This is a genomic window from Methylobacterium carpenticola (genome assembly GCF_042748905.1).
Lineage (GTDB): Bacteria > Pseudomonadota > Alphaproteobacteria > Rhizobiales > Beijerinckiaceae > Methylobacterium > Methylobacterium carpenticola.
Window position 1 is genome coordinate 3,894,020 of the sequence record NZ_JBHZEO010000001.1, and the last position, 23,376, is coordinate 3,917,395.

At 72.2% G+C, this 23,376-nt stretch carries 20 protein-coding genes; 3 read left to right on the plus strand and 17 right to left on the minus strand.

Features of this window, described 5'->3' with window-relative positions:
- Positions 1–77: 77 nt before the first annotated feature.
- The 8 genes from ACE101_RS18250 to ACE101_RS18285 all read right to left on the minus strand — a co-directional run bounded on the left by ACE101_RS18250 (position 78) and on the right by ACE101_RS18285 (position 9,101).
- Entirely contained in the window at positions 78–938 is an 861-nt protein-coding gene (locus ACE101_RS18250; protein ID WP_379132315.1) for a PIG-L deacetylase family protein, read from the minus strand.
- On the minus strand, positions 938–2,170 hold the full coding sequence (locus ACE101_RS18255; protein WP_379132317.1) for a glycosyltransferase family 4 protein: 1,233 nt from the start codon (positions 2,168–2,170) through the stop codon (positions 938–940). The genes ACE101_RS18250 and ACE101_RS18255 overlap by 1 nt, the downstream gene beginning before the upstream one ends.
- Complete coding sequence (locus ACE101_RS18260) at positions 2,167–3,000, minus strand: sugar phosphate isomerase/epimerase family protein (RefSeq protein WP_379132320.1); 834 nt, start codon at positions 2,998–3,000, stop codon at positions 2,167–2,169. Before ACE101_RS18260 ends, ACE101_RS18255 begins: the two co-directional genes overlap by 4 nt.
- Positions 2,997–4,571 (minus strand): YcaO-like family protein, encoded by a 1,575-nt coding sequence (locus tag ACE101_RS18265; protein WP_379132323.1) that lies wholly within the window; start codon positions 4,569–4,571, stop codon positions 2,997–2,999. Before ACE101_RS18265 ends, ACE101_RS18260 begins: the two co-directional genes overlap by 4 nt.
- Before the next feature lie 16 nt (positions 4,572–4,587).
- Positions 4,588–5,637 (minus strand): Gfo/Idh/MocA family protein, encoded by a 1,050-nt coding sequence (locus ACE101_RS18270; protein ID WP_379132326.1) that lies wholly within the window; start codon positions 5,635–5,637, stop codon positions 4,588–4,590.
- Complete coding sequence (locus tag ACE101_RS18275; protein ID WP_379132329.1) at positions 5,637–6,809, minus strand: class I SAM-dependent methyltransferase; 1,173 nt, start codon at positions 6,807–6,809, stop codon at positions 5,637–5,639. The genes ACE101_RS18270 and ACE101_RS18275 overlap by 1 nt, the downstream gene beginning before the upstream one ends.
- Positions 6,810–6,990: 181 nt before the next feature.
- Positions 6,991–7,908: an HD domain-containing protein gene (locus ACE101_RS18280; RefSeq protein ID WP_379132331.1), complete on the minus strand. Its 918-nt coding sequence runs from the start codon at positions 7,906–7,908 to the stop codon at positions 6,991–6,993.
- 2 nt (positions 7,909–7,910) lie between these two features.
- Complete coding sequence (locus ACE101_RS18285; RefSeq protein WP_379132333.1) at positions 7,911–9,101, minus strand: inositol-3-phosphate synthase; 1,191 nt, start codon at positions 9,099–9,101, stop codon at positions 7,911–7,913.
- A gap of 328 nt (positions 9,102–9,429) precedes the next feature.
- On the opposite strand from ACE101_RS18285, the gene ACE101_RS18290 reads away from it, so the two are divergent.
- Positions 9,430–10,545: a transglycosylase SLT domain-containing protein gene (locus tag ACE101_RS18290; protein WP_379132335.1), complete on the plus strand. Its 1,116-nt coding sequence runs from the start codon at positions 9,430–9,432 to the stop codon at positions 10,543–10,545.
- 117 nt (positions 10,546–10,662) lie between these two features.
- Here the strand turns inward: ACE101_RS18290 and ACE101_RS18295 are convergent, their stop codons facing one another.
- The 3 genes from ACE101_RS18295 to ACE101_RS18305 form a co-directional block, all read right to left on the minus strand.
- On the minus strand, positions 10,663–12,393 hold the full coding sequence (locus ACE101_RS18295; protein WP_379132337.1) for an adenylate/guanylate cyclase domain-containing protein: 1,731 nt from the start codon (positions 12,391–12,393) through the stop codon (positions 10,663–10,665).
- Positions 12,394–12,494: 101 nt separating this feature from the next.
- Positions 12,495–14,090 carry a DHA2 family efflux MFS transporter permease subunit gene (locus tag ACE101_RS18300; protein WP_379132340.1) on the minus strand — a complete coding sequence of 532 codons (1,596 nt, stop codon included), beginning with the start codon at positions 14,088–14,090 and terminating at the stop codon, positions 12,495–12,497.
- Entirely contained in the window at positions 14,087–15,286 is a 1,200-nt protein-coding gene (locus tag ACE101_RS18305; RefSeq protein WP_379132343.1) for an HlyD family secretion protein, read from the minus strand. Before ACE101_RS18305 ends, ACE101_RS18300 begins: the two co-directional genes overlap by 4 nt.
- 240 nt (positions 15,287–15,526) lie before the next feature.
- Between ACE101_RS18305 and ACE101_RS18310 the strand changes: the two genes are divergently transcribed.
- Entirely contained in the window at positions 15,527–16,150 is a 624-nt protein-coding gene (locus tag ACE101_RS18310) for an HdeD family acid-resistance protein (RefSeq protein WP_379132346.1), read from the plus strand.
- A gap of 23 nt (positions 16,151–16,173) precedes the next feature.
- Here the strand turns inward: ACE101_RS18310 and ACE101_RS18315 are convergent, their stop codons facing one another.
- The 4 genes from ACE101_RS18315 to ACE101_RS18330 form a co-directional block, all read right to left on the minus strand.
- The gene (locus ACE101_RS18315; RefSeq protein WP_379132349.1) at positions 16,174–17,097 is read right to left on the minus strand and encodes an ROK family protein; all 924 of its coding nucleotides are present in this window, start codon (positions 17,095–17,097) and stop codon (positions 16,174–16,176) included.
- The gene (locus tag ACE101_RS18320) at positions 17,094–18,446 is read right to left on the minus strand and encodes a dicarboxylate/amino acid:cation symporter (RefSeq protein WP_379132351.1); all 1,353 of its coding nucleotides are present in this window, start codon (positions 18,444–18,446) and stop codon (positions 17,094–17,096) included. The genes ACE101_RS18315 and ACE101_RS18320 overlap by 4 nt, the downstream gene beginning before the upstream one ends.
- A 384-nt stretch (positions 18,447–18,830) precedes the next feature.
- Complete coding sequence (locus ACE101_RS18325; RefSeq protein WP_379132353.1) at positions 18,831–19,637, minus strand: hypothetical protein; 807 nt, start codon at positions 19,635–19,637, stop codon at positions 18,831–18,833.
- A gap of 160 nt (positions 19,638–19,797) precedes the next feature.
- Positions 19,798–20,394: a TetR/AcrR family transcriptional regulator gene (locus tag ACE101_RS18330; protein WP_379132355.1), complete on the minus strand. Its 597-nt coding sequence runs from the start codon at positions 20,392–20,394 to the stop codon at positions 19,798–19,800.
- 165 nt (positions 20,395–20,559) lie between these two features.
- Here ACE101_RS18330 and ACE101_RS18335 point away from each other — a divergent pair, with 165 nt between their 5' ends.
- Positions 20,560–21,783 (plus strand): MFS transporter, encoded by a 1,224-nt coding sequence (locus ACE101_RS18335; protein WP_379138777.1) that lies wholly within the window; start codon positions 20,560–20,562, stop codon positions 21,781–21,783.
- A gap of 27 nt (positions 21,784–21,810) precedes the next feature.
- Here the strand turns inward: ACE101_RS18335 and ACE101_RS18340 are convergent, their stop codons facing one another.
- On the minus strand, positions 21,811–22,071 hold the full coding sequence (locus ACE101_RS18340; RefSeq protein WP_379132357.1) for a DUF6894 family protein: 261 nt from the start codon (positions 22,069–22,071) through the stop codon (positions 21,811–21,813).
- Between the two features lie 253 nt (positions 22,072–22,324).
- Positions 22,325–23,323, minus strand: a complete 999-nt coding sequence (locus tag ACE101_RS18345) for an asparaginase (protein WP_379132359.1) — start codon at positions 23,321–23,323, stop codon at positions 22,325–22,327.
- Positions 23,324–23,376: the final 53 nt, after the last annotated feature.

Consider the following 23,376-nt stretch of genomic DNA (forward strand, 5'->3'; position numbering starts at 1 on the left):
GATCTCCTGCTCCGAGTTGCGCGAGCGCCGTCGCCGCTTGGCGCCGCGGCAGAGGGGTTCCCTGCGGGCCCTGCACCCTACCGCTCATACGGTTTCCGGATGATCGCTTCGCGATGCGGAAACCGGCCTCGCTCAGGCGCCGCGCGGGCTCGTGATACGGTTTCCGAAAGTGATCTTCCGGAAACCGTATCAGGCATCCGATCGAGGCTGCCGGGCATCGCGCCCTGCATCCGGAAGCGCTCGCGTCCCTCCTCCACCGCCAGACGGGAGTCCAGTCCCGCGAGCCCCCCGAACTGGAAGCCGAGCTGGCTCGCATAGGCCGCGCAGGCCTCGCGCTTGGCGGCCTCGTCCTCGGCGGCGAGGCGCACGGCCGCCTCCGGGAGCCCGGCGAAATCCGCCCGGAACGGCTCCTTCGGATCCGCGTGGCGCACCGTGTAGGGAAAGTCGCGCCACCACAGCACCGGTCGTTCCGGCACAAGCGCCCGCAGCGCCAGCACGAGCTGCACGTGATCGACGTGCCCGCCCACCGCCTGCGGCGCGAGGACGAGGTCGGGCCGCGTCTCCGCCAGGAGCGCACGCAGGGCGTCCGCGAGGGCGGGGCGCACGTTGTCCCCCGGCGCGAGATCCCCGAACAGGGCCGGGGCCGATCCGTAGCCGCGATGCGGGGCCTCCCGCAGGGGGACGTGTCGGGCTGCCGCCCCGAGGCGGGCGCAGGCCGCCGCGTCCTCGGCCCGCCGCAGGGCCATGTAATCCACCTCCGGGCCGAGCCCCTTGTCGAGCTGGCAGGCGAGCGCGAAGCCGGCCGGGTCCGGTACGCTCGCGGTGAACAGGGTCGCGACCTCCACCTGCCAGCCCCGGCGCGCGAGCTGCGCCAGGGTGCCGCCGCAGGAGAAGGCGGCGTCGTCGAGATGCGGCGAGAGGGCGAGGGCGAGCGGCATCAGAGGAGGTGCGGCTCGGCGCGGAAGCGGCAGGACGGGTCGTGCGGCAGGACCGGATCGACCGGATCGGGGGCGTGGTCCCGCACGGCGGCGTAGACCTCCATGATCCGGCGTCCCACCGCCGTCCACGAATAGACCCGGCGGCATTCCTCCAGCGCGGCGGCGGCGAGGCGGGCGCGCAGGTCCCGCTCCGTGATCACCCGGTGGAGCGCGTCGGCGAGGGCCGCGACGTCGCCGGGCTGGACGAGGAGGCCGTTCTCGCCGTCGCGCAGGCAATCCGAGACGCCGACCGAGTGGGTCGAGACCACGGCGAGACCCGCCGCCATCGCCTCCAGGATCGTGTTGGAGAAACCCTCCGCGTAGGTCGGCGAGACGAACACGTCACCCTGCCCGTAGAGGGCCGGCACCGAGTCGTAATCGGCGTAGCCCGTGAAGCGCAGCGCGCTCTCCGGAAAACCGAGATCGGCGGCGAGCGCCCGGGCCGCTTCCACGTCCGGCCCGATGCCGGAGATCACCGCCGCGAAGGGGGTTCCGCGCAGCCGCAGCAGGCTCAGGGCGTCGATGAAGTCGAGCACGCCTTTCCGGCGGTCGACGCGGCCGTGATAGAACAGCCGCACCGGCTCGCCCGCAGCGCCCGGCCGCCCGCCGGCCGGCGGGCGGAAGCGCTCGGTATCCACCGCGCCCGGCACGATGGTGAAGCGGTCCGGATCCGAGCCCAGCCGGTCGCAGACCTCGGCCACGAAGGAGTGCCCGCCGATCAGGAGGGCGTTGGCATGGGCGAGCACCCGCACCATGGCGAGGCGATGGGTTTCGCAGCAGGAGCCGACCCAGTGGCCGTCGCCGCCCTGGATCGAGACCACGTTCGGCACGCCGAGAGCCTGGGAGGCGAGCAGCGTCGCCCAGCCGGTGGGGTAGCCGTATTGCGCGTGCAGCACGTCGAACGGGGCCTTGCGGTGCTCGGCCGTGATCGTCGCGACCATGGCATTGATGTCGCGCTCGAAGTCGCCCCCCTCCTGCTCGCCGCATTGTTCGAGCCCGATCACCCGCACGCCGGCGACCGGCGGCGGCGGGCCGCCGCCATAGACCCGGGTGCCGAAGGCGTCGCCCCGGTACTGGCTCACCATGGTGACGTCGTGCCCAGCCCGCACCAATTCGCGCAGGAGATTCTGGGCGTAGACGCTCATGCCGGAGATGGCCGGGAAGTAGCGCCGGCTGACGAAGCAGATCCTCACGGGCGGCCTCCCCGGCATGCGCGCAGGAAGCGCAAAGCCTCCGGGATCATCCGGTCGGCCCGATGGCTCTCGCGCGACAGCTCCACGCAGACGAGCTTGTCGAAGTTCACCGCCTCCAGGGCGTCGAGCACGCCCGCCACGTCCATGTCGCCCTCGCCGAAGGGCAGGTGCACGTGGACGCCCCGCGCCATGTCCTCGATCGCCACCGTGCCGAGACGATCCGCGAAGTCCCGCACCGCCGCCGCCGGGTCGCGCTCGCCGGTGACGAGGCAATGGCCCGTGTCGAGGGCAAGCGACAGGCCCGCGAGCCGCAGGCCCGCGAAATCGTCCACGGTCTCGATCAGCATGCCCGGCTCGGGTTCCAGCGCCGGGACGACGCCGCGCCCGGCCGCGTGGGCGACGACCTCCTCCAGGCCGGCGCGCAGCCAGTCGCGCGCCGCAGCCGGATCGACGCCCGGCTTCGGCACGCCCGCCCAGAACGACACCGCCTCCGAGCCGAGGATCTGCGCGATGTCGACCGCCCGCTTGAGGAAGGCGACGCGGCGGGCGCGGCCTTGCGGGTCGGCGGTCACGAGCGTCGGCTCGTGCTTGGCGCGCGGGTCGAGGAGGAAGCGCGCCCCGGTCTCGATCACCGAGCCGAGCCCGAGGGCGGAGAGGCGCCCGCGCACCCGCTCGGCGGCCTGCGCCCAGTCCGGGGCCAGGGGATCGAGGTGGTGGATGTCGAGGGTGAGCGCCACGCCGTCGTAGCCGGCCTCGGCGATCAGCGCGAGGGCGTCGTCCAGGCGGTGGTTGGCGGCACCGTTGGTGTTGTAGGCGAAGCGGAGCGTCACGCGGCCCTCCCCCGGCGCTCGAGCCGGAACGGCGCGTGGTGCGATTCCGGCTCGCGGTAGAGCGGATAGAGCGGGCCGACGATGCGCTCGGCCAGCGCCACGTCGAAGAGCGGCTGGCCGCCGAAACGCTCCAGCGCCTCCGGCGTCAGACGCACCGGGCGCAGGGTCTCCGTCTCCTGTCCGAAGCGGATCAGCGGGTGGTCGCGCGCGATGAGCTTGGCCGTGTTGCGCTCGCCGATGCGGGAATAGCTCATCGTCTCGACCTCGAGCCCCGGGACGATCGCCTTGACGATGCCGACGCCGCCGCCCGGGGGCGAGGCGTCCAGGTAGAGGACGTCGAACCCCGCCGCCTCCAGCCGATCGCGGGCGAAGCGACCGCGGGCCTGCCCGTCCGGCATCTCCGTCCGCGGCAATTCGGCGAAGGGCTTGGTGCCCGTCTCGGAATAGACCGTGTCGGCGAGGAAGCCCCGCAGGGTCTCGGCCGGCTTGTCGATCCAGTGCAGCATGGCGGCGAGCGCCCGGCTCTCCTCCTTGTCGAGGCTCGGCAGGGCCTTCTCGATGAAGGCGTCGACATAGCCCGGCGGGGTGATGCGGCGGGCGAGGGCGAGCGGCCCGTGCCCGAAGCTCTTGCGCACCCGGGCCGCCTGGAATTCGAGCAGCGCCTTGCGCAGGGCCCGCTCGCGGTCGGGGTCGCAGGCCTCGCCGCAGGCCGAGAGGGCGATGGGCGCCGGCGCCCGGGACGGGTCGCGGTCGTAGCCGACGCAGTAGACGTTGGCGAAGCCGAACTCGTCGGTGGCGAATTTCGGCATCGCCCGGATGCCGAGGGCCTCCAGCCGGTCCAGCATGGCGCGGGTCTCGGGGGCGACGCCCGTCGAGAGGTCGAGCATCACGCCCTGGTCGAGGGCGCGGAACAGGAGCCCGTTGCCGTCCCGCTGGAGCAGTTCGAGCAGGCCGTGGCCGAGGGCGAAATCCACGTCCGGCCCGGCGCCGAGGCCGTTGGTGATGAGGTTGGTGAAGGGGACGTAGTCCGGGGACAGCTCGAAATAATCCGTCGCCGCGATGTCGAGGGGCATCAGCACCGTCTCGCCGGTGCGGGCGCGGATGGTCTCGGTCCATTCGAGCACCGTGTCGCGGCCGACCGGGCTGCCCGCCGGCAGGCCGAGGGTGAGCGGGTCGGCCACCGCGCCGGCCCCGAACACCCGCACGAGGTCGCGGTAGCTGCCGCGCTCCTTGCGGCGCGGGATCAGGGCCACGCTCGGCATCAGGTTCTCGGCGATCTCGGCGATCGAGCCGATGATCGCCTCGTCGTCGGTGGCGCCGTAGCCGATGCCGCTCGGCATCGCGCCGACGAAGTAGGGATCGTCCAGGAACAGCGACACGAACCAGCAGGGGACGCCCGTGCGGTCGAGGGGCGCCAGCGGGAAGCCGACCACGCGGCCCGGGGGCAGCACGTCGAGATAGGCGCGCGCCGCCTCGGGCAGGGCGGCGGGCAGGCCCTCGATGGCCCGCTTCCCACCGAAGCGGTAGGGGCGCGGGCGGTTCGGGGTCAGGCTGGTCGTGTCGGTGGTCACGCGCTCTCCCGTTCTGTCAGGCGGCCGGAGCGGTTGCGTCGGCGCCGGTCGTCGCGGTGGTGGCCGCCGCGTAGGCGCGCGCGATCAGCCGCATGGTGTGGAGGTCGCGGGCGGCCGACCAGGCGGTCCGCTCGGCCGGGTCCCGCAGGGCACGGCCGAAGGCCCGCACCTGTTCGAGGAAGGGCGAGGCCGCCGCGTCGAAGGGCAGAGGGGTGACGCCGCCGCTCGCCCCGTCCGTGAGGGTCACGCGGCCGCCGGCCTCCTGGCCCATCGTGTCCTCGGCGGTGAGCAGGCCCGCCGTGCCGGCGATCTCCAGCCGCCGCCGCGGCAGCGCCTCGGGACAGTTGTAGGCGACGTGCAGGCTCACGAGGATGCCCGATCCGGTGCGTCCGATCAGCAGGGCGCCGTCATCCACCGCGTAGCCCTGCGCGCGGCTCTGGGTGAGGGCGGCGATCTCCACGATCGGCTCGCCGAGCAGGAAACCCGCGAGGTCGAGCCCGTGCGGCGCGAGGTCCATGAGCGCGCCGCCGCCGGCCTGGGCCGGATCGATGCGCCAGTTCGTCCGGCCCGGCAGCGAGGTCCAGGCCCGGTCGAGCCAGCAGGCATAGACGATGCGCAGGGCCGTGACGGTGCCGATGCGGCCCGCGCGGACGGCCTCGCCGAGGACGCGATGGGCCGGGTGGTGCCGCTGATCGAAGGCCGTGCCGTAGAGGATGCCGGAGCGGGCCACCGACGCCGCCATCGCCTCCGCATCCGCGAGCGTCGCCGCCATCGGCTTCTCGCACAGGACGGCCCGGCCGGCGGCGGCGAGCGCGTCCACGGGGCCGCGATGGCGGTGGTTCGGGGTCGCGACGTAGACGGCCTCGACCTCCGGCTCGGCGAGGAGCCCGGCGAGATCCGCATGCGCCCGCGCGCCGGCCGCCTCCGCCGCGGCGCGGCAGCCCGGATCCGGATCGCAGATCGCGACGAGGCGGTGCCCGGCCCGGGCGATGGCCGGGGCCATGAAGTCGCGGGCGACCCAGCCGTAGCCGACGATGCCCCAGCCGACGGGGCGCGGGTCCGTCATCACCAGCGCTCCGGGAGGGAGACGAATTCGCGCCGCCGGGCACGCTCGGCGGTGTCGGGACCGGCCTCGACCGCTTCGGGACCCGGCGAGCGCGGCGGATAGGTCGCGAGGTCGCCATACTCGGCCGCGTAGCGCTCGGAGGGCCATGCGACGGCGTAGTCGCCCTCCGGTGTCGGCCGGTAGAGGGGATTGAGGCGCAGCCGCGTGCCCTCGGGTGGCAGGGTGAGACCGTCGACCAGCGCCCGCGGCGCCGGCCGCATGCCGGGCCCGCACACCACCGAGAAGGCCTCGACCCCGGTGAGGGCGGAAGGCTCGGCCGGGACCGGGGCGCGGGCCTGCACCAGGGCGCGGGTCAGCTCGGCATCGTCGTAGACGAGCCCGTCCGGGAACAGCTCCTCGATCTCCGCCGCCGAGACGGCGTGGCCCGCCGAGAAGCCGGCCCGGGCGCTGTTGTGGATGTGGCTGAGGGCGAGCCAGCCCTCCTCGCCGGCGGTCTTGCGCAGGCAGTCGAGGATGCAGCCCTTGTCCTTCAGGAAGTAGAAGGCGTCGTTGCAGACCACGAGATCGACCGGCGCGCCCTCGATCGGCCAGTGGGGCGAGCCGGCATCGAAGCAGACGAGCTGCGCGCGCTGGCCCACCACCCAGTGCCGGGCGACCCAGAGCTTGGCGAAGACCACGTCCGCCCCGGAGGTCCGCACGCCCCGCCCCTGCAACTCGCGCAGGTAGTGGCCGATGCCGCAGGCGAGTTCGAACACGCAGGCCGGGGCGTTCCAGTGGGCTTCGAGCAGGGCGAGGCCGGCGAGGAAGGTCGGATCCGTCCAGCGATGCACGAAGTAGTCGCCGACCCGGCCCCAGCCGAGCCGGTCCACGGCCTCGCGCAGGGAGATGTACTTCATCTCCCGCACGAGGTCGCGCAGCCGCGCCGGATCGGCGGGCGGCCCGGTCCACCACGCATCCTGATCGGCGAGGAGCAGTTCGAGGGCGTGGCCGGGCGCGCCCTTGTCGAGATGGCCGAGCACCGCCTGCACGAGGTCGTCCCGGCCGACCCGCAGGTAGGGGATGCCGTCGACGACCGGCCAGCGCGGCCCGCGCCGTCCCTCGCGCAACGAGTGGGGGGTGTCGTGGTGGAGCGCGTCGCCGGTCTGGGGCGAGCGGAGACCGAAGGGGATCACGCGGCGGCTCCGACGCTGGAGGTCTCAGGGGCCGAAACGGCGGAGCGCGGCGCCGGGTCCATCGGGCGGGGCGCTTCCCGCGCATCCGCATGGCGTTCCGGGAACAAGCAGAAGCGCCTGTCCCCTCTCCCACCCGGGAGAGGGGTTCCCCGCGCCCGTTCTTGCCTCGGAGGGGCCTGCATCACGGCAGCCGCATGTCCGCGAGGACGCGGTCGTGAAAGCCCTTCACCGGGCCCTCGTGCACCAGCGCCATCTCGCCGAGCACCGTGTCCATGGTGAGCGAGGCGGCGCGCAGGTGCTGGGCGATCTGCAGGACGCGGTCGATCACGTCGGCGGCGTGGAAGGCCCGGCCCTCCGCCGTGGCGTCGTCCGGCAGGATCCGCCGCGCCCGCTCCACGGTGTCGCGCAGCGCCGGCGCCACCTCGTCGAGGGCCTGCGCCGTGCAGGCTCCGATCACGCCGTCGAGACGGCGGCCGAGCAGCGTCTCGCCGGTGAAGCCCGCATCGGGCATCAGCGCGTTGTGCAGGTGATGGGCGAGGGCCGCCACGAACACGGTCGCCGGATCGGCACCGTAGAAGGGGCTCAGCACCACGCCGTAGACCGCCACCATCAGGCAGTGCTCGGCGTGGTTCTCGGGCGGCTCCAGCAGGATCCGCGGGCGTCCGGGGCAGGTGACGCCGGCCCGGGGCTGCGCGGCGAGCAGGCCGACGAAGCCCGGCAGGGGGCCGGGCGTCAGCGCGTCCTGCCCGGTGAGGAGGTGGCGCAGCCGGGCGCGCAGGCGCGGCTCGACCTCGTCCGCGACCGCGTCGAAGCCGCGCCCGAGCACCTCCGCGGCCTCCGCCCCGGTGAGGCCGGCCGCCGCCAGGAAGGCGGCGTCGATGTCGCCGAGGCGGGCGGCGGCGAGCGCCGTCGCCGTCACCTGCAGGGCGACCCGCTCCGGGTCGGCCCCGCCGCTCAGCGCCGCCCAGCCCTGCGCGAACAGGCGCTCGGCGATCGACCCCCGCCGGCCCGCCGAGCGGATCCGCTTGAGGTCGTTGAGTTCGACCAGGAGGGCGCGCAGGGAGGCGGGGGCCGCCTCCCGGTTCGGGCCGGTGGCCATGGTCAATGCACGCCGAGCCAGTCGAGCAGCATGCGCTCCTGCGCGCCGAAGGCGTGCTCCGGCCCGTGGCCGTTGCGGACCATCGGGGCCTTGAAGAACAGCGAGAGCTGCTCCTGCACGCCGCCGTCGCCGCGCTTCTTGGCGAGGTCGAGGACGCGGGCGATCTCCACCACCAGCGGCGCCGCCAGGATCGAGTCCTTGCAGAGGAAGTTGATCTTGATCTGCATCCGCTGGCCGAGGAAGCCGGTGACGTCGATGTTGTCCCAGGCTTCCTTGTCGTCGCCGCGCGGCCGGTAATAGTGGATGTGGACGAGGTGGTCCTCGACCGGGTAGCCGAGGATCGAATCCAGCACCGTCCCCTTGGTGTTGAGCTTCGATTGCAGCGAGGACGGGTCGTCGAGGGCGAGGCCGTCGCGGTTGCCGAGGATGTTGGTGGAGAACCAGCCGTCCACGTGGAGCGCGCGCGACTTGAGGGCGGGCGCCAGCACGGTCTTCATCATGGTCTGGCCGGTCTTGCCGTCCTTGCCGGCGACCGGGACGTTGAGCTGGCGGGCGAGGTCGATCAGCGCCGGCACGTCGGCGGCGACGCTCGGCGTGAAGTTCGCGTAGGGAATGCCGTTCTTGATCGCCGCGTAGGCGTAGAGCATGGCGGGGCTGATCGCCTCGTCGCTCGCGTCGAGGCCGCGCTCGAAGGCGTCGGCGGAGTTCAGGGTCGGGTCGTCGAGGTCGGGCCAGCGCTCCGTCGAGGCGAGGTTCACCACCACGACGTCGTCCACGCCCGCCTCGGCGCGGAAGCGCTTCAGATCCTCGGCGATGGCGGTCACCGCCCCGCGATGGTCCTGGGCGACGATGCGGTTCTGGCCGTCGATGTTCTTGCAGAACTTGGCGCTGCCGACCGCCGGCCAGGGCCGCATGGTGTTGAGCACCTGGGCGCCGTTCTCGATGTCCTGCCGGGTGAGCACGCCGTGCTGGCTCGCCGCCGTGCCGAGATCGTCGCCGTTCAGGTCCCAGCCGCCGAACACCAGATCCTTGTAGCCGACCATGCCGGCGATCGCCTTGCCCGCAAGGGGCAGCCCATCGAGACGGTTCGAGCCGGACTTGATCATCTCGATGCCGGCGATGGCGGTGGTGGCGACGGCGCCACCCATGCCAACGAAGGCGACGCCGACGCGGCGACCGGTCTGCATGCTCATCGGAAAGGAACTTCCTTCAAGTGGAGCGCGGCAGCGGCGGCAAGGCAGCGATCGGTCGGGACAAAACCGCTCCGCGTGGCCCGGTGCAATGCGCGTAGAAGTCGTTTGTTCCCGACGGGTTCGGGCAAATTTCTTCGGGGTTGTTCCGGGCGATCTGCCCGACTTCCGACAAATCTGTGTCCGGGCAGGACTTTACCGCGCCGCAAAATGACCCCGGCGGTTAACGCTACGCTGTCCCATTCTGGTCACTTCGCCCCGCCAGAGGTGCGCAACCTGACGAAGCAAGGCGCGGCCGCCGGAGTGGCCGGGCGGTAACGAAGGCAAGGATATGGGGGTTTTCCCGGAGCCGGCGCCCTGCGCCGACGACGCGTACCGACTCGTGCCCGGCTCGGGCATCGACGAGGGCGACGCCGCCGTGCGGTGGCTGGTTCCGAGCGCGCGGGGTGCGCGGTCACGCCGGCGCCGACCGGCGCGCGGGCTGACGGGCCGGGTGCTGACGGCGCTCACGGTCGGGCTCGCCCTGGCGGGCACCCTCCCGCAGGACGCGCTGGCGCCCGCCGCCGCGGCTCACGACCGGATCGACCTGCGGGCGCCGCACCGCTCGGCCCTGCCGCCGATGGGCAATGCCGAGTGGCGTGGCCTCCCCCCGATGCAGGAAAGCCCGAGCACCGCGGAACTGATCCAGCTCGATCTCGACCGGCTCGCCAGCGAGGCCGACGACGATGGGCCCCTGGTGTTCGACACCGTGAAGGTGCCCCGTCCCCTGGTGGAGACGATCCTGCGCGCCGCCAAGGCGACGGATGTCGACCCCGTCTACCTGATGGCGCTCGCCGACAAGGAATCGAGCTTCCGGCCGGAAGCGCAGGCCGCGACCTCCTCGGCGGAGGGGCTGTTCCAGTTCCTCACCGGCACGTGGCTCGAACTCGTCCGCACCTTCGGTGCGCAGCACGGGCTCGAGGCCGAGGCGAGCCAGATCCAGCGCCGCCGCGGCATCCTCACGGTGCCGGACGCGGCCGCGCGCCGGAAGATCCTGGCCCTGCGCCGGGACCCCTACATCGCCAGCCTGATGGCGGGGGAGATGATGAAGCGGGACCGGGCCCGCATCGAGCAGCGCCTCGGACGCGACCTGAAGCAGACCGAGTGCTACGTCGCCCACCTGCTCGGCGCCGCGAGCGCCGGCCGCTTCATGCAGCTCACCCAGGAGAAGCCGGACCAGCCGGCGCAACATGCGTTCCGGGCGGCGGCGCGGGCGAACCGCAGCCTTTTTTTTGAGCGGCAGGGGAAGAAGACGCGCAGCCTCACCGTCGCCGAAGTCTACGAGAGACTCGACCTGATGATCGACCGGCGCCTCGACCGATTCCAATCGGCCGCGGCTCTGGCGGAGCGCATCGACACCCGACGGCCGGGTGATGCGCTTCCGGTGGACATCTCGCTGGTTCCGTAACGGCCTGACGAAGCGGACCTGCGAGCGATCCGCCTCCGCGCGGCGGTTCAGGCACGCGGAGGCTGCGACCGAACAACACGGCTCGCGGCGCCCGGTTCCGCCTTCCCGCAAAAAAACTCAGGCGGCCGGCAGGCGCCCATCGAGATCGACGGCCCGCGCGATCGAGACCACTTCCAGCGCCTGCGCGCTGCCGCGGATCGCCACGGTCTCGACGGGCAGCCCGTCGAGGACGAGCCCGGCCCGGCGGGCGGCCACGGCGGAGGCGGCGAGCTGCACCTCGCCGGCCTTGGCGAGGGTTTCGAGGCGGCTCGCGATGTTCACCGCCGGCCCGATCGCCGACATCGGCCGCTTCTCCCCGTAGCCGAGGCGACCGAGGACCAGCGGACCGGCATGCAGGCCCATGGCGATGCGCAGGGGCGCCGGCAGCTCGGCGGCGATCTGGCGGTTGAGCCCCTGCACGGCCCGGTCGATGTCCCGGGCCGCCGCGAAGGCCGCCCGGCAGGCGGCGTCGATCCCGTCCGGATGGGTGAACAGGGCCAGGAGCCCGTCCCCCGCATAGCCGCCGATCCAGCCGCCATGGGCGCGGACCGGCTCGCCGGCCGCCTCGAAGAAGCGGTTGAGGATGTAGACGACGTCGAAGGCGAACTTGCGCTCCGAGAGCAGGGTGAAGCCGCGCACGTCCACGAACAGGATCGCCACCTCGCGCTCGACGCCCGCGAGGTCCGGATCGCCCAGCCGCGCTCCCGTGCCGTCGCGGCTGCCCGGACGCAGGATCCGCATCAGCGTCACGTCGCCGCGCGGTCGCGCCTGGCAGGCGAGGCGCACGTCCGGCGGGGCCCCGATCGCCGCGAGCGTCGCGGTCTCCTCCGCGCCCGGCGGCGAGAGGGTGTGGCTGCCCTGCGTCACCAGCACGCGGCAGGTCGAGCAGCGCCCCCGTCCGCCGCAGACCGCCACGTGCGGGATGCGGTGGACGCGGCTGACGTCGAGGAGCGTCATTCCCTCGGCCGCCCGGACGGTGGGTCCGCCGACATAGGTCACGGCGATGCGCCGGGCGCGCCACGCCGCCGCCATCCGGGCTCCCCCGATCGCCAGGGCGAGGCCCGCCGCCGCGTAGAAGCCGACGAGGATGGGCGGGCCGAGTTCCGTCAGGGCCTCGGGCGGTGCGCGCCGCGGCCAGCGCGCGGCGAGATCGGCCGCGCCGAACCGCGCCGCGCTGGCAAGGTCGCGCTCCATCAGCTCGCCCTGCATGGCGATGCCCAGGATGGAAGCGAGGGGCAGGATCAGGGCCGCGACGCCGAGGAAGGGCGCGACGCGCCGGTAGCCGGGCGAGAGCCGCAGCCAATGGTGCAGCCCGATGCAGCCGTGGAGCCAGACCACGAGGAGGAGGACCGTCTGGCGCGGGATCCCGTCCGGCCAGAGATGGGCGATCACCGTCGGGTAGCCGGTGTTGAGCCCGTAGAGCAGGCTCGCCCCCCGGGTGCCGAGGATGTGCGGCACGAGCAGGAACGGGATGGCGAGGCCGAGGACGATCTGGGCCATCTCCCAGGGCGGCAGGCGCAGGCTGCGCCGGGCCGCGAGCCGGCGCAGGGCGAGCCCGGCATGGACGAGGAGCGCCCCCGCGAGCAGCACCGTGCCGGGACCCGAGCGGGTGACCGCGACGCGCCAGCGCTCGAAGGTCAGCATGGCCTCGATGCCGACGAGGCCGAGGGCGTGGTTGAGGAAGTGGGTCGCCGCGAAGGCGAACAGGATCAGCCCCGAGACGAGGCGCAGGCGCTGCGCCGCCGGGCCCCGCCAGAGCCGGGCCGGCGGTGCGGGCGGTGCAGGGCCCCCGGCGCGCGCGGCGGGCATCACGGGTGCCATCGGCGGGGCGAACTCGGCAGCAGGAGCGGCGACGTTCCTCCAAGTGGGGACGGGGGCGCGGGAGGGAAGGGGGCGTGGGGTCCCGCGCCTCAATGCCCGGCGGCCGGGGCCTCGCCGCCGCGCTTCACGGATTTCAGGATCATCGCCAGCGGGATCGCGGCGGCCGAGACCATCGCCAGCGTCCAGAACACGTCGATATAGGCGAGGAAGGCGGATTGGGTCTGCACCTGCTGGCCGATCCAGGCGAAGGCTTGGCTCTGCGCGTCCACCGTGCTCGCGCCGCGCGTGGCGAAGTAGTCGGTCGCGCGCCGCAAGCTCTCCTGATAGGCGGGCTCGGACGGCACGATGTGCTCCACGAGCCGGCTGGTATGGAATTGCTGGCGGTAGGCGAGCACGTTCTGGGCGAGCGACACGCCCATCGAGCCGCCGACATTGCGCGCGACGTTGATCAGCGCCGAGGCTTGGTCGGTCTGCTCCTTGGAGATCCCCTCGTAGGAGGCGGCGGTGATCGACAGGAAGATCATCGGCAGGCCGATGCCGATATAGATGCGCGACCAGACGAAGAAGCCGAAGTTGAGATCGCCGTAGAGGTTGGTGAGGTCGACCATCGCGAAGGCGATGATCGCGGCGCCCGCGGCGATGAGGTATTTCGGCTCGACGTATCCGGAGACGCGGCCGATCACGAACATCATCAGGCAGGTGACGAGGCCGCCCGGCGAGAGGGCGAGGCCGGCCCAGGTGGCGGTGTAGCCGAAATAATCCTGCAGGAGCTGGGGCAGGAACTGGGTGGTGGCGATCAGGATCGCGCCCGTGGCCATCATCACGAGGAAGCAGGAGCCGAACTGGCGCCGGCCGAGGAGGCGCAGGTCGATCACCGGGTTCCTGTGGTTGAGTTCCCAGGGGATCATCGCCACGAACGAGACCGCCATCAGCGTCGCGAAGACGATGATCAGGGTCGAGCCGAACCAGTCCTTGCGCTGGCCCTCGTCGAGGACGACCTCCAGCGAGCCCAGGAAGGTCGCCACCAGGATGAAGCCGACGATGTCGAAGCGCACGCCCTGGCGGCGCAGGCGCCGACGCTCCTCGATGGCCGATTTCGGGTCCTGCACCAGGAGATGGATCAGCACCAGGGCGATCACGCCGACCGGCGCGTTGATCAGGAAACACCAGTGCCAGGAATAGGTGTCCGAGAGCCAGCCGCCCAGGGTCGGCCCGACCACGGGCGCCACCACGATGGCGACCCCGTAGAGCGCGAAGGCCTGCCCCCGCTTCTCCGGCGGAAAGGAATCCGCCAGGATCGACTGCGCGAGCGGCGCCATCCCGCCGCCGCCGAGCCCCTGCAGCACCCGGAAGACCAGCAGCGATTCGAGGCTCCAGGCGAAGCCGCACAGCACCGACGAGACGGTGAAGAGGCTGATGGCCGCCATGAAGAAGGCCTTGCGCCCGTAGCGCTTGGCGAGGAAGCTCGACGCCGTGAGCACGATCGCGTTGGCGACGAGGTAGCTCGTCACCACCCAGGCGGCCTCGTCGGGCCCGACCGCGAGCCCGCCCGCGATGTAGCGCAGGGCCACGTTGGCGATGGTGGTGTCGAGCACCTCCATGAAGGTCGCGATCGCGACCACCACCGCGACCAGCCAGGGATTGTGCCCGCCCGCGGCGGTGTCGGCGGGAGCGGGGCGGCTCACCGCACCCGCACCGTCGGCACGATGGACATCCCGGGGCCGATGGCGACGTCGTCCGGCCACTGGTCGACGACGATCTTGACTGGCACGCGCTGCACCACCTTCACGTAGTTGCCGGTGGCGTTCTCGGCCGGGAGCAGGCTGAAGGCGGTGCCGGAGCCCGGCTGCACCGAATCGACGCGGCCCGTGATCTTGTGGTCCGGATAGGCGTCGATCTCGACATCCACGGTCTGGCCGGGCCGCATGTCGGTGATCTGGGTCTCCTTGTAGTTCGCGGTGATCCAGATGTCGTCGGGCACGAACATGCTGAGCGCTTGGCCCGCCTGCGCGTACTGGCCGACGGCACCGGTCAACCGCACCACCCGGCCGCCCTGCGCGGCGACCACGGTCGTGTAGTCGAGGTTGAGCTTGGCCTGCGCCTCCTGGGCCTTGGCCTCGGCGAGGCTCGCCTCGGCGCTGGCGCGCTGGGCCTGCAGGGAGCCGATCTGCTTCTGCGCCACGCTGACCGCGGCCTTGGCGCGAGCGAGGTTCGCCTGCTGCTGCTGGAGGGTCGAGGTCGATTGCTGGGATTGCTGGATGCTGCCCGAGCCGCGCTGGGCGAGATCCTGGTAGCGGGCGGCGTCCTGGCGGGCGAACGCGACGGCGGCCTGGGCCTGCTCGACCTGCGCCTTGGCCTCCTCGATGCTGCTCTTCTGCGCCTCGATCTGCGCGTCGATGTTGCGGATCGAGGCCTCCGCGGCGGCGATCTGCGCCTGGGCCTGCTGAAGGGCGACGTCGTAGTCGCGCCGGTCGATCTGGAACAGGACCGCGCCCGCCTCGACGTGCTGGTTGTCGGTGACGGGCACCGCCACGACGTAGCCCGAGACCTTCGGGGCGACCGCGAACTGGCGGGCGGCCACGAAGGCGTCGTCCGTCGATTCGTAGGGGTGAACGAAGACGAGCCAGTACCAGAAGCCGGCCGCGCCGAGCGCCAGGATGGCGACGGCGCCGAGTGCGAACCACACCGGGTGGCGCCGGATCAGCGACGGCTTCGTTGCCTCGTCCTCCGCGTCGGAATCGGAGGCGTCGGCGCGGTCCGGCTCGCGGCCGGGAGACTGCGCCGCGTCGCGGGCCCGGGGCGGATCCATCCGGGCCGTCGCGGCGGGCGCGTCGGGCTTCGCCCCGTCGCGGTCCTCCGCGCGGGCTTGATCGTCCAGCATGTCTGACATCCACGGTCCGGCCGCGTCCGCGGCCGTCGCACGGCGCCCGCCTCGGCCAGAGAATTCGCCCGGTCCGCGCCCGGTTCCCCAAGGGGACGATTCCGTGACGATTTCAGACCATCTTTCATCCCGGCGCCGGTGGGCCTGCTTCGCGACGGAACGTCCGGCGCACAGCCGCGTTCAGCGAGCAGGCTGGAAGCGGCCGAGCTTCACGCCGCCCTCGCAGTTCGGGAGATCCCGATGAGCACCGGACCGACTGTTCCCTCCGCCGGCACGCCCCCCGATCGGCTCACCGCCATGAGCGCCGCGCTCGCCCGCAACTGGTGGCTGGTCGCGCTCCGCGGCGTGGCGTCGATCCTGTTCGGGATCATCGCCCTCGTCTCGCCCATCGCCACGCTCTACGTGCTTGTCATCTTCTTCTCCGCCTACATGCTGGTCGACGGCATCGCCGACATCGTGGCGGCGGTGCGGGCCGCGGAGCGGCACGAGCGCTGGGGTTTCCTGCTCGCGGAGGGTCTCCTCGACATCCTGGTCGGCGTCGTCGCCTTCCTGATGCCGGGCAGCGCGCTCCTCGCCTTCGTCTATCTCACGGCGGCCTGGGCCCTCGTCACGGGCGGGCTGATGATCGCGGCGGCCTTCCGGCTGCATCTCGATCACGGGCGCTGGTGGCTGGTGCTCGGCGGGGTCTGCTCGGTGCTGTTCGGGATCGCGCTCCTGATCAACCCGGGCGTCTCGCTCATCGTGCTGACCTACTGGATGGCCGGCTACGCCATCGCCTTCGGCGTTCTGATGCTGATCCTGGCCTTCCGCCTGCGCAGCCGCCACGTGGAATTCGCGCCTCCCGGCACCGCCCGGCCGGCCTGACGGAACCCGGCGGGGCCGGCGCCTCAGCCCGCCGCGTCCTTCCACAGCCACGCCGCGCCGCGCACGCCCGAGGCATCGCCGTAGCGGCTGCGCACGATCGGGGTCGTCACCACGTCCGAGATGACGTGCGGGGCCGCCGCCTCGATCAGGCCCGGATAGACCTCGTCGATGGTGGACAGGCCGCCTCCCAGCACGATCACGTCCGGATCGAGGATATTGATCACGCCGGCGAGGCTGCGGGCGAGCCGCTCGCGCCAGCGCGCGAAGGTCGCGCGCGCCTCCGGGTCGCCCGCCCGCATGGCCGCGACGATCACCTCGCCGCCGAGCGCATGGCCGGTGACGCGGGCGTGGTCGGCGGCGAGAGCCGGTCCGGAAACCCACGATTCGATGCAGCCGCGGCGGCCGCAATAGCAGGGCGGTCCCGGGCGTTCGTCGTCGCGCGGCGCGGGCAGCGGGTTATGGCCCCATTCCCCGGCGATGCGGTTGCGGCCGGGGAGCGCCCGGCCCTCCACCGCGATGCCCGAGCCGATCCCGGTGCCGAGGATCACCGCCCAGACGAGGTGGGCGCCCGCGCCGGCCCCGTCCACCGCCTCCGAGACCGCGAGGCAGTTGGCGTCGTTCTCGATCCGCACCGGGCGGCCGAGCCGCGCCTCGAGATCGGCCTTGAAGGGTCGGCCGATCAGCCAGGTGGAATTGGCGTTCTTGATGAGGCCGGTGGCGGGCGACACGGCGCCCGGGATGCCCAGCCCCACCGTGCCGGTGCCCCCCGCCGCGGCTTCGAGCGCCGCGACGAGATCGGTCATCGCCCGCAGCGATCCGTCGTAATCGCCCCGCGGCGTCGGGATGCGGCGCTCGGCCAGGACCCGTCCGTCGGGCCCCAGGGCGACGCCGGCGATCTTGGTGCCGCCGACGTCGAGGCCGATCAGCAGGGGCGGCCGGGCGCTCACGGCGAGACGGGAACCGGCTTCTCATCCGCGATCTCGGTGCCGATCGCCACCGGATGGGCCATCACCTCGCGCAGCTTCACCGGATCGAGCTCGCCCTCCCAGCGGCTGACCACGATGGTGGCGACGCCGTTGCCCACGAGGTTGGTGAGCGCGCGGCACTCGGACATGAACTTGTCGATGCCGAGGATGAGCGCCATGGCGGCCACCGGGACCGGGTTGCCGGGGATCGCGGCCAGCGTCGCGGCGAGCGTCACGAAGCCCGCGCCGGTGACGCCCGAGGCGCCCTTGGAGGTGAGCATCGCGACCAGGATGATGGTGGCGTACTGGCCGAAGCTCAGATCCGCGCCGACGGCCTGCGCCAGGAACAGCGTCGCCAGCGTCATGTAGATGTTGGTGCCGTCGAGGTTGAACGAGTAGCCGGTCGGGATCACGAGGCCGACCACCGAATCCGAGGCACCGAGCCGCCTCATCTTCTGCATCATGTGCGGCAGCACGGTCTCCGACGAGGAGGTGCCGAGCACGATGAGCAGCTCGTCCTTGATGTAGGCGAGGAACTTCAGGATCGAGAAGCCGGCGAAGCGCGCGATCGTGCCGAGCACCAGGAGCACGAAGAGCAGGCTCGTGAGATAGAAGGTGGCGACGAGGCCCGCGAGATTGCCGAGCTTGCCGATGCCGTACTGGCCGATGGTGAAGGCCATCGCCCCGAAGGCGCCGAGCGGCGCGAGCTTCACGATGAGGCCGATGATGCGGAAGAAGATCTCGCCCGCGACGTCGATGGCGTGGGTGGCGCCCTTGGCGCGCTCGCCCAGGCCCGTGATGACCACGCCGGTGAGGATCGCCACGAGGAGCACCTGCAGCAGGTCGCCGGTGGCGAAGGCGTCGAAGAAGCTCTTGGGAATGATCGCCATCAGGTGGGCGATGGTCGAGTCGTCGGCGGCCTTCTTGGCGTAGCCCGCCACCGCGCTCGCATCGAGCTTCGCGGGATCGGCGCCGAAGCCGGCACCCGGCTGGATCAGCTCGCCGACGATCACGCCGATGAGGAGCGCCAGCGTCGACACCACCTCGAAGTAGACGAGCGCCTTGAGGCCGACGCGGCCGACCTTCTTCAGGTCGCCGATCGACGCGATGCCGTGCACGATGGTGCAGAAGATGACCGGCGCGATCATCATCTTGATGAGCGCGATGAAGGCATCGCCGAGCCACTTCATCGACTTGGCGGTGTCGGGCGCGACATAGCCGAGCAGCACGCCGAGCGCGATGGCGATCAGAACCTGGATGTAGAGGACCTTGTACCAGGGTTGATGCGACGTCGTCGGCGCAGTCGCGGCAGGGGCGGCGGGGGACTGCATCGGGCCTTTCTCCCTCACGGTATGGCGACGGCGGCGGTGCCGGACGTCGGTTCTGTTTCTGCGAAGTCCTAGTTTCAGCGAAGCCCAAGTTTCAGCGAAGTCAAAGACGTCACGCGCGACCCGGTCCCGGCTCGGTCGCCCGGTGCGGCCGCAGGGGAGGTCATGGACCGTCGACCTTGACGGGCAGCCGCCGCGGGCCGATCAGCCGGACTAATCGATCACACAACTTCTCCGGGGAAAAGCGCCATGAGGGAGAATCCGTCCCGGCTGCCGTCGGCCCGGAACGGGTGCGGGCCATAGCGCAATTCCGCGAAACGACAAACCCCCGCCGCGCGGGCCGCGCGGAGCGGGGGTTCCTCTGGGACAGCGATCGGGAGGGTGGGCTCAGGTCGGCTGCGTGCGGCGCGGTCGCACGGTCCAGCGCTCGAAGGCGGCGCCTTCCTCGCGTGCGCCCTCGCCCGGGACCGTGGCGCCGAGCGCCTGGGACAGGCTCTCGATGACGTCGTCGATGCGGGCATCGCCGGGCTCCTCCGGCTGGGCTTCCGCCGTGCCCGCCGCCGGGGCGGGCGCGGGCTCCACCGAGGGCCGGGCGGCGAGCCGGCGCAGCGCGTTAGTCACCGTGTTGGCGTCCTCGGTGCGCGGGGCGCTGTAGCGGCCGAAGCCGTAGCGATGCTCCACGAGGTCGAGCACCGCGTCGAGCGCCGCGTTGCTGAGCGGGATCTCGCCCGGCTGCGGCACGCCCTGGAGGGCGAGCGCCGGCCCCTGATAGGCGGGGTCCGTCGTGACCTCCGCACCGAACCAGGCCGGCGGGGTGAAGCCCGACGCCTCGCCGGGCTCGCCGAAGGCCACCGTCACGACGTCGAGGGCGCCCGGAGCGGTGTAGCGGTCGATGAGCGCGTCGCGCCCGTTGCCGAGGGCGATCACGGTGCGGTCGTATGCGGCCTTGCCGGCGCAGACGTCGAGGAGCGCGTCGCCGTGGGCGCGCGGCACTTCCGTGCGCTCCTCGCCCGCCACGCCGGCCTCGTCGGTGGTCACCAGCACGAGATGGCACTGCGCCCCGTCGACGCGCACGAAGGAGGTCCGGCCCGCCTGGGGCGGGAAGTAGCCCTCCGTGATGCGGGAGGCGCCGCGCTCCTTCCGGATCAGCCGGACCAGGGATGGCGCCACCAGGAAACGCCGCACGAGGGTCATGGCCGCAACTCCACTCCAACTGCGCCGGTGCCCCGGCACTCCCGGACCATCGTCCTACCCGAAGCCGGCGGCCGGTCCAACATCAACTGGCGAGGATATCCCGGAGGACTTTCGCCTCCGGAACGCCCCGCTGCGCCTCGTTCGCCCGGGATTGCGGCGCTCACGCGGCGAGATGCGCGGCAATCAGCGCCTCGGCGGTCCGGGTCAGGCTGCGGGCGGGGCCGCCGGGGCCGAAGATCTGGCCGCTCGCGAAGGCGCCCTCGATCAGGAGGAGGAGCCCGTCCGCCAGGATCGCCGGCTCGCGGGCGCCGAGGTCGCGGGAGACCTCCTCCAGCCGTGCGCGCAGGGCGAGCTTGCTCTCCAGCGCCGCCAAGCGGGCCGGATGGTCCGGCTCGGGATGCTCGATCACCGCGTTCGACAGGCCGCAGCCGCGATAGCCGGGCCGGGCGGTCCGCCCGGCGATGTCCGCCAGGAAGGCGATGATCCCGGCCTTCGGATCGCCGGGATGCGCGGCGAGCGCCGTTTCCAGCCGGGCCCGGAAGGCGGCGGAGAAATCCTCCAGGCAGGCCACCGCGAGCGCCTCCTTGGAGGCGAAGCCCCGGTAGAGGCTCGGCTTCGTCACGCCCGCCCGCTCGACGATCTCCTCGACCCCCACGGCGCGAATGCCGCGGCGATAGAACAGCTCGCGCGCCGCCGCGCGGATCCGGTCCCCGGCCCGCATCCGCCCGCCATCCATCCCGACCGCCTCGCCTGCCATCGGTCCTGCCATCGGTGCCCCTTGCCTTTCCGCGCAATGATGTTACTGACCGGTACGTAACATTCTAGCACGGATTCGGGAGGCGTCCCCCATGTCGAACGCCCTTGCCGCGGGGGGCGCCCCCCGGCCTCGCGCCGGCCGTTCGGCCGCAACTACGCCTTCGTGGTGGTGGGGGTCGTCTTCCTCGCCCTCCTGTCGGCGGCCGGCCTCAGGGCGGCGCCCGGCGTGCTGATCCTGCCCCTCGAACAGGCCTTCGGCTGGAGCCGCGCCACGACCTCGTTCTCGGCGGGACTCGGCATCTTCCTGTACGGCCTCGTCGGGCCCTTCGCGGCGGCGCTGATGCAGAGCTTCGGCATCCGCCGCACGCTCCTCTGCGCGCTCGCGCTGATGGCCGGCTCGGTGGGCCTCTCGGCCTTCATGAGCGAGCCCTGGCACCTCGTCGCCACCTGGGGCGTGCTGTCGGGCCTCGGCAGCGGCTGCGTCGCCATCGTGCTCGGCGCGACGGTGGTGAACCGCTGGTTCTCCGCCCATCGCGGCCTGATCATGGGCATCCTCACCGCCAGCACCGCCACCGGGACGCTGGTGTTCCTGCCCGGCCTCGCGGCCATCGCGGAGGCGGGTGGCTGGCGGCCGGTGGTGCTCACCGTCGCGGCGGTGATCGCCGCCCTGATCCCGATCGTGGCCTGGCTGCTGCCCGAGCGGCCCTCCGACATCGGCCTCCTGCCCTACGGGGCGGCGCCCGGCACGGTGGTGGAGCCGCAGCGGCGCGCCAACCCCTTCAAGTCCGCCATCGACGGCCTCGTGCGGGCGAGCGCCAAGACCGACTTCTGGCTCCTGTTCGGCACCTTCTACATCTGCGGGCTCACCACCAACGGGCTGGTGGGCACGCACATGATCTCGTTCTGCGCCGATATGGGCCTGCCGGAGGTGCGCGCGGCGGGGCTGCTCGCCATGATGGGCATCTTCGATCTCGTCGGCACCACCGGCTCCGGCTGGCTCACCGACCGCTACGACCCGCGCAAGCTGCTCTTCGTCTATTACGGCCTGCGCGGCCTGTCGCTGATGGCGCTGCCCTTCACCGATTTCTCGTTCTACAGCCTGTCGATCTTCGCGGTGTTCTACGGCCTCGACTGGATCGCCACGGTGCCGCCCACGGTGCGGCTGACGAACGAGGTCTTCGGCGACCGCGACGCGCCGATCGTGTTCGGCTGGATCGCGGCCGGGCATCAGGCGGGCGCCGCCACGGCGGCCTTCGGGGCGGGGCTGTCGCGGGCCGCGGAAGGCCGCTACCTGGAGGCCTTCCTGGCGGCCGGGCTCACCGGGCTCGTCGCCGCGCTGATGTCGCTGATGATCGGCCGCGCCGGCCGCCGCGCGCTCGCGGCGGCGTAGGGCCCGTTCCGCGGCCCCTTGCGCAGCTCAGGCCGCGGAGGCCTGCTCCGGCAGCAGGGCCTCGGGATCGAACTCCGCGAAGGGGAGATGGAAGACGATCTCCCCCTCCTCGTCGGTGACGATGAGGCTCGATTCCAGCAGCGTGTCGCGGGTGCGCGGCTCGCGCATCATCGCTGTGACGACGGCGTGAGAGGCCTGCCAAGCCTGCTCGGCATCGGAGAGGGGCTCGCCGGCGAGGTCGGCCACCAGGGTCTCGCCGATCTGGGCGTTGAAGTAGAACCGCTGCATCGTTGGACCTCCGCATCGGGCACGGCTTCGAACGGCCGCTCTCGGCGGATGACCACCTGCTCTCCCGTGAGGGGATCGAGAACGATCAAGCTCATCGGGTGCTCCTTTGCCAGATCACCGCCGCCCGAACTGAAACACGGCGGCTACTTGTGGCAGAGATAAGGCAACGATCGCGATTCTAACAAACTATAAGCCGGTTTTCACCGTGCAAAGGCGGTGAAAACCGGGGATGTGCTCGGCGCGACTGGGATCTTCAGTAGGTCGCGAAGATCTCCGCGACCGCCTCGGGATCCGTCGTCACCGTGAGGGCGAGAGCGAGCAGGATGCGTGCCTTCTGGGGCGTGAGATTGTCGGCGCTGAGGATGCCGCGCTCGGCGAGCCGCGTGGTCAGGGGCACGGCGCCGCTCCCGGCCCGGGTCGACTGCACCACGAGGAGGCCCGCCCGGGCGGCGGCTGCGAGGGCGTCGGCCTCGGCCGGGGGCGTCATGCCGGGGGCGAGGCCCGCCGAGACGATGCCGCGGGCGCCGGCCGCCATGAAGGCCCGCACCGCCGTGCCGTCCGCATCCGCATAGGCGTAGGAGACGTCGACCCGCGGCAGGGCGTCGAGCCTGCGGATGTCGAAGGGCGTGCCCGGCGCGTGGCGCCGCTCGCTGCGGCGGTAATAGGTGACGGCCCCGTCCACTTGGCCGAGGATGCCGAAATCCGGCGTGCGGAAGGTCTGGAGGCGGGCGACCGAGGTCTTGGTGACGTCGCGGGCGGCCTGGATCTCGTCGTTGAGGACGACGAGCACGCCCCGGCCGCGCGATTGCGGCGCCGCCGCGGTGCGGATCGCGTTGACGAGGTTGAGGGGCGCGTCGCTGGAGAGGGCGCTCATCGGCCGCTGCGAGCCCACCAGCACCACCGGCACGTCCACCGTCAGGGTGAGGGAGAGCGCGTAGGCGGTCTCCTCCAGGGTGGCGGTGCCGTGGCCGATGACGATGCCGGCGAGGTCCGGGTGCTCGGCCACCTGCTGCTCGCAGAGCCGCACCAGCTCGCGCCAGTCGGAGAAGCCGATGCCCGGGCTCGTCACCGCCCGGAAGCCCACCGGGATCACCTCCGCGATCGCCCGGGCTTCCGGCACGGCGTCGAGGACCGCATCCGCCACGAGCCGGTTGTCGGTCGCCGTGTAGTCGAAGATGTCGAGGCTGTCGCGCCCGATGGAGGCGAGCGTCCCGCCCGTGCCGATGAAGGCCACCTTTGGCCGTCGCGTCATGTCCCGGTTCTCCGTCCTGCAATGTGGTGCGGCGCGGAGAGAGGCGAGAATCG

Bases quoted from the DNA above. Each gene is read 5' to 3' on its own strand.
- ACE101_RS18250 (WP_379132315.1), bottom strand. From the start codon at position 938: ATGCCGCTCGCCCTCGCCCTCTCGCCGCATCTCGACGACGCCGCCTTC.
- ACE101_RS18280 (WP_379132331.1), bottom strand. From the start codon at position 7,908: ATGGCCACCGGCCCGAACCGGGAGGCGGCCCCCGCCTCCCTGCGCGCC.
- ACE101_RS18295 (WP_379132337.1), bottom strand. From the start codon at position 12,393: ATGCCCGCCGCGCGCGCCGGGGGCCCTGCACCGCCCGCACCGCCGGCC.
- ACE101_RS18270 (WP_379132326.1), bottom strand. From the start codon at position 5,637: ATGACGGACCCGCGCCCCGTCGGCTGGGGCATCGTCGGCTACGGCTGG.
- ACE101_RS18290 (WP_379132335.1), top strand. From the start codon at position 9,430: ATGGGGGTTTTCCCGGAGCCGGCGCCCTGCGCCGACGACGCGTACCGA.
- ACE101_RS18310 (WP_379132346.1), top strand. From the start codon at position 15,527: ATGAGCACCGGACCGACTGTTCCCTCCGCCGGCACGCCCCCCGATCGG.
- ACE101_RS18285 (WP_379132333.1), bottom strand. From the start codon at position 9,101: ATGAGCATGCAGACCGGTCGCCGCGTCGGCGTCGCCTTCGTTGGCATG.
- ACE101_RS18340 (WP_379132357.1), bottom strand. From the start codon at position 22,071: ATGCAGCGGTTCTACTTCAACGCCCAGATCGGCGAGACCCTGGTGGCC.
- ACE101_RS18320 (WP_379132351.1), bottom strand. From the start codon at position 18,446: ATGCAGTCCCCCGCCGCCCCTGCCGCGACTGCGCCGACGACGTCGCAT.
- ACE101_RS18345 (WP_379132359.1), bottom strand. From the start codon at position 23,323: ATGACGCGACGGCCAAAGGTGGCCTTCATCGGCACGGGCGGGACGCTC.
- ACE101_RS18305 (WP_379132343.1), bottom strand. From the start codon at position 15,286: ATGCTGGACGATCAAGCCCGCGCGGAGGACCGCGACGGGGCGAAGCCC.
- ACE101_RS18325 (WP_379132353.1), bottom strand. From the start codon at position 19,637: ATGACCCTCGTGCGGCGTTTCCTGGTGGCGCCATCCCTGGTCCGGCTG.
- ACE101_RS18330 (WP_379132355.1), bottom strand. From the start codon at position 20,394: ATGGCAGGCGAGGCGGTCGGGATGGATGGCGGGCGGATGCGGGCCGGG.